The sequence below is a fragment of the Kitasatospora sp. NPDC007106 genome, assembly GCF_040634455.1.
In the GTDB taxonomy this organism is placed as follows: domain Bacteria; phylum Actinomycetota; class Actinomycetes; order Streptomycetales; family Streptomycetaceae; genus Kitasatospora; species Kitasatospora arboriphila.
In genome coordinates this window covers 1-3920 of record NZ_JBEYFP010000573.1, presented here as the reverse complement: position 1 = coordinate 3920, position 3920 = coordinate 1, and the positions used below count along the sequence as shown (strand labels likewise).

Below are 3920 nucleotides of genomic sequence, written 5' to 3'. Positions count from 1 at the left end.
CACGTTCCCCCTGATGGCCGGCAGCCTCGACCGGTTCCTGCGCATCGTGCTGCTCCACCACGCGGCACTGACGGCACCGGTCGTGTTGGGGTACCACGACGGAGGCGACCTGGAGGAGGCCGTGGCCGGCTGGGTCGCGACCGTCGATGCGGCGGCCGCCGCCAGCGGCTTCTGGGAGCACCGCTTCTTCGTGCCGTCGCTGTACGACGTGCGGACGAGCGGAGGCGAGTGAGGCTGCCGTTGGCGCGCCGTCACAGGACGTGACGCGCCGCATCGGGACGGCCGACTTGCCTACGGACCTCGGCGGCACCCACGGGTACCTCTGCGCTCCGGGCTGAACCGGACGGGCCGCGCCGGCTGCCCGCGGGCGGGCGATCAGGTCCGGCAAACGGAGTGGTCCGGGCCGACCGCAACCAAATGCCCGGCACTCGGTGCGCGGAAGGGAGGCGCAGGGTGCCCGGGCGGCACCGTACGTCGGTCCGTCAGCCGCGTCCGTCGGGGACGTCGGCCGGGGCTTCGGTGGCCGGTTCGGTGGGGCGGAGCCGCTCGGTGGGGCCGCCGAAGGGGAGGTGGACGGTGCGGGTGGCGAGCAGCCAACGGCCGTCCGTCCTGCGGAAGGTGTCCTCGTAGTGGCCGACGTTGACGGGGAGCCGGGGCAGCAGCATGTCGCCCGTCCAGCCGTCGACGCGGTAGGTGGCGAAGTAGGAGGTGGCGGTGGCCGTGGTCGGTGAGTGGACGTCGACCAGGACGTTGCTGCACAGCCGGCGGGACAGGCGGTCGGCGGGCCGGGAGGCGAAGTAGCCCCGCAGGGCGTCGCGGCCCTCGATGCGGCGCTCGCCCGCCGGCCACTCCCAGACTCCGTCGGGGGTGAACAGCTCGGCGACGGTGCCGGGTTCGCCCAGGTCGAGGCGGTGCAGGAAGTCGATGAGCAGGCGCTCGCAGGCGTGTTCGGCCAGGAGCCGGTCCAGGGGTTCCGGCGTTTCGTTCGTCATCTCCGATGTCTACCGGACGGGAAGGGTGGAGGGCGAACCGATTTTCCCGCCCCGGCGGCTCAAAGGCGCTGAGGGGAGTGCCCGTTGGCGTCCGGGGCCGTGGCGGTGCGGGTGCGGAAGGTGCGGCGGTAGGTGTCCGGGGGCACGCCGACCGTGCGGTTGAAGTGCCGCCGCAGGGTCGTGGCGGTGCCCATGCCGGTGGCCGCCGCGACGGCGTCCACACTGTCGTCGGTGGTCTCCAGCAACTCCTGTGCGTGGCGGATGCGTTGGGTCAGCAGCCACTGCAGCGGGGTGGTGCCGGTGACCGACCTGAAGTGGCGGCCCAGGTGCCGCGAGCTCATCCGTGCCCGGCGGGCCAGGTCCTCCACGGTCAGCGGCCGGTCCAGCCGTTCGAGCACCCAGGGGAACAGGTCGGCGAGCGGGTGGTTGTCCGGGGCGGGCACCGGGGTGGTGACGAACTGGGCCTGGCCGCCGTCCCGGTGCGGCGGCACGACCAGGCGGCGGGCGACCGCGTTGGCCACCGACGAGCCGTGGTCGAGCCGGACCAGGTGCAGGCAGAGGTCCAGGGCGGCGGCCTTGCCGGCCGAGGTGAGCACGCTGCCGTTGTCCACGTACAGGACGTCCGGATCGACCGCGACCCGGGGGTGGCGGGCGGCCAGGACCCCGGTGTGCGCCCAGTGCGTGGTCGCGCGCCGCCCGTCCAGCAGCCCGGCGGCGGCCAGCACGAACGCGCCCGTGCACAGCGAGGCCACCCGGGCGCCCGCCTCGTGGGCCGCGCGCACGGCGTCGACCAGGTCGGCGGGCGGGGCCACGTCGACGTCGGCCCAGCCGGGGACGATCACGGTGTCGGCGAGCGGGAGCCGGTCGAGGCCGTGGTCGGGCTCCATCCGGAACCGGCCGACCCGCACGGACTCCGGCCCGCAGACGGCGAGTTCGTACCAGGAGGCGGCCCCGCCAACCGGCCCGCTCCCGAAGACCTCGTACGCCACGGACAGTTCGAAGTGCAGCATGCCCTCGGTGACGGCCAGTGCGACGGTGCCCATGTCCGGAAGTGTACGGGTCGTGTCGTTCCGGACACTCGTGGTGGAGTGCCGTCGCCGCCAGGATTGTCGGTGACGGAGCGCCGCAGACCGGCGGCGGACCGGGCGAGTCAGGGGAGGACCCATGGGATCCGGACGGACGGTGGCGGTGTTCGGCGCGTACGGGCACACCGGACGCTTCGTGGTGGCGCAGCTGCGGGAGCGGGGGTACCTCCCGGTGCTCTCCGGGCGCGACGCCGGCAAGCTGGCGGAGCTCGCGGTGTCCGAGCCCGGCCTGGAGGTGCGTCCGGCGTCGGTCGACGACCCCGCGTCGCTCGACCGGGCGCTGGCCGGCGCGGCGGCCGTGGTCAACTGCGCCGGGCCCTTCGCCGTGACGGCGGCCCCCGTGATCGAGGCGGCGCTGCGCGCCGGGATCCCGTACGTGGACGTGGCGGCCGAGATCGAGGCCAACCTCGACACGTTCACGCACTTCGCGGACCGCGCCCGGGCCGCGGGAACGGTGGTCCTCCCGGCGATGGCCTTCTTCGGCGGCCTCGGCGACCTGCTCGCCACCGCGGCGCTGGGCGACCGGACGGCGGCCGAGGAGGTGCACGTCGCGTACGGGCTGAGCAGTTGGCACCCCACCGCCGGGACGCGGACCGCGGGTGCGGTCTCCCGGGAGCGGCGGGACGGCCGGCGGGTCCGCTACGCGGGCGGGCGGCTGGAGTACCGCCGGGACGAAGCGCCGCTCCTGGAGTGGACCTTCCCCGCCCCGCTGGGCACCCGGCCCGTCGTCGGGGAGTTCACGATGGCCGACGTCGTCACCGTGCCCAGCCACCTCGCCGTCCCCGAGGTGCGCACCTACATGACGGTCGAGGCGGCGGGGGAGCTCGCCGCCCCGGACACGCCGGCGCCGACCGCGGCCGACGAGCACGGGCGCTCCGCGCAGACCTTCCTCGTCGACGTCGTGGTGCGTTCCGCAGGCGGCGAACGGCGGGCCGTGGCGCGAGGGAAGGACATCTACGCCGTCACCGCGCCGCTCGTGGTGGAGGCGGTCGACCGCATCCTGACCGGGCGGACCGGGGCCGTCGGTGTGGTCTCCGCCGGCGAGCTCTTCGACGCGTCCGACTTCCTCCGGGCCCTGTCCCCGCACCTGACGGTGGAGGTGCACTCCTGAGGGGCGTCCGGCCGAAGCGGTGCGAGTTGTTCCGGTTAGGTGGGGGTCGTGCGAACCGGCCGCCCGCGGTGCCGCCAGCCGGCCGGCGCGCCGTAGGATCGTGCGGTTGACGGGTAGTGGGACAGCCGGGCCGGACCGTGTCGCGGTCCGAGAGCTGTCGCAGTCGTACGGGGGACGGGGAGTTCGGTGGCGCAGCAGATCATCGTCGACGAGGAGAACCTGCGGTCCCAGGGCCGGAACCTCGAATCGGTCGGCAAGGACTTCCAGGAGGCCGCCGACCGGATGAAGTCCCGACTGGAGGCCCTGGAGGGCGGCGACGAGCCCCCGTGGGGCGACGACGACCTCGGCGAGAAGTTCGGCATCGTCTACGAGGGCCTGCGCGACGGCATGCAGGAGTCCATGGATTCGTTGGCGCAGCGGCTCGGCGAGATGGGCCAGAAGCTCCAGGCGATGGCCGACAACCACGCGGCGAACGAGGCCGACACGACCGGCCGACTGGACGCCCTCGGCGGCCGGACGGACGCGCTGGGCAACGAGATCCACACCATGTACCGCCCGCAGGTGTGACGGACGCGCGCCCGCCCGCCGATCGTCCGTCGTCTTCACTCCCGCGCCGGGACGGCACGGGAATCCGCTAGGGGGAACTGACTCGTGTCGCTGATGCTGCCGGACGGCCTTGAGTGGGTCCTGGAGATGCTCGGCTTCGACTGGCCGAAGGCGGACGAGGACAAG

Annotated in this window: 5 protein-coding genes; 3 read left to right on the top strand and 2 right to left on the bottom strand. The window is 74.0% G+C overall.

The features are described from left to right. Positions 1-232 (top strand): hypothetical protein (locus ABZ641_RS28635; protein WP_359986338.1); only part of this gene is annotated, 232 nt, incomplete at its 5' end. A gap of 250 nt (positions 233-482) precedes the next feature. Here the strand turns inward: ABZ641_RS28635 and ABZ641_RS28630 are convergent. Together ABZ641_RS28630 and ABZ641_RS28625 are read right to left on the bottom strand one after the other, a co-directional pair. Beyond that, a complete protein-coding gene (locus ABZ641_RS28630) occupies positions 483-992 on the bottom strand; it encodes a nuclear transport factor 2 family protein (protein WP_359986335.1) in 510 nt (169 codons plus the stop codon). Between the two features lie 59 nt (positions 993-1051). Next, positions 1052-2035, bottom strand: a complete 984-nt coding sequence (locus ABZ641_RS28625; RefSeq protein ID WP_359986332.1) for a helix-turn-helix domain-containing protein — start codon at positions 2033-2035, stop codon at positions 1052-1054. 121 nt (positions 2036-2156) lie between these two features. Between ABZ641_RS28625 and ABZ641_RS28620 the strand changes: the two genes are divergently transcribed. Together ABZ641_RS28620 and ABZ641_RS28615 are read left to right on the top strand one after the other, a co-directional pair. Beyond that, positions 2157-3188, top strand: a complete 1032-nt coding sequence (locus ABZ641_RS28620) for a saccharopine dehydrogenase NADP-binding domain-containing protein (RefSeq protein WP_359986329.1) — start codon at positions 2157-2159, stop codon at positions 3186-3188. Positions 3189-3374: 186 nt separating this feature from the next. Next, positions 3375-3755 carry a hypothetical protein gene (locus tag ABZ641_RS28615; RefSeq protein ID WP_359986326.1) on the top strand — a complete coding sequence of 127 codons (381 nt, stop codon included), beginning with the start codon at positions 3375-3377 and terminating at the stop codon, positions 3753-3755. Positions 3756-3920 lie beyond the last annotated feature (165 nt).

What these genes read in the sequence shown, in the direction of transcription:
- ABZ641_RS28620 (WP_359986329.1), top strand. Translation starts at nt 2,157, where the DNA reads ATGGGATCCGGACGGACGGTGGCGGTGTTCGGCGCGTACGGGCACACC.
- ABZ641_RS28630 (WP_359986335.1), bottom strand. Translation starts at nt 992, where the DNA reads ATGACGAACGAAACGCCGGAACCCCTGGACCGGCTCCTGGCCGAACAC.
- ABZ641_RS28625 (WP_359986332.1), bottom strand. Translation starts at nt 2,035, where the DNA reads ATGGGCACCGTCGCACTGGCCGTCACCGAGGGCATGCTGCACTTCGAA.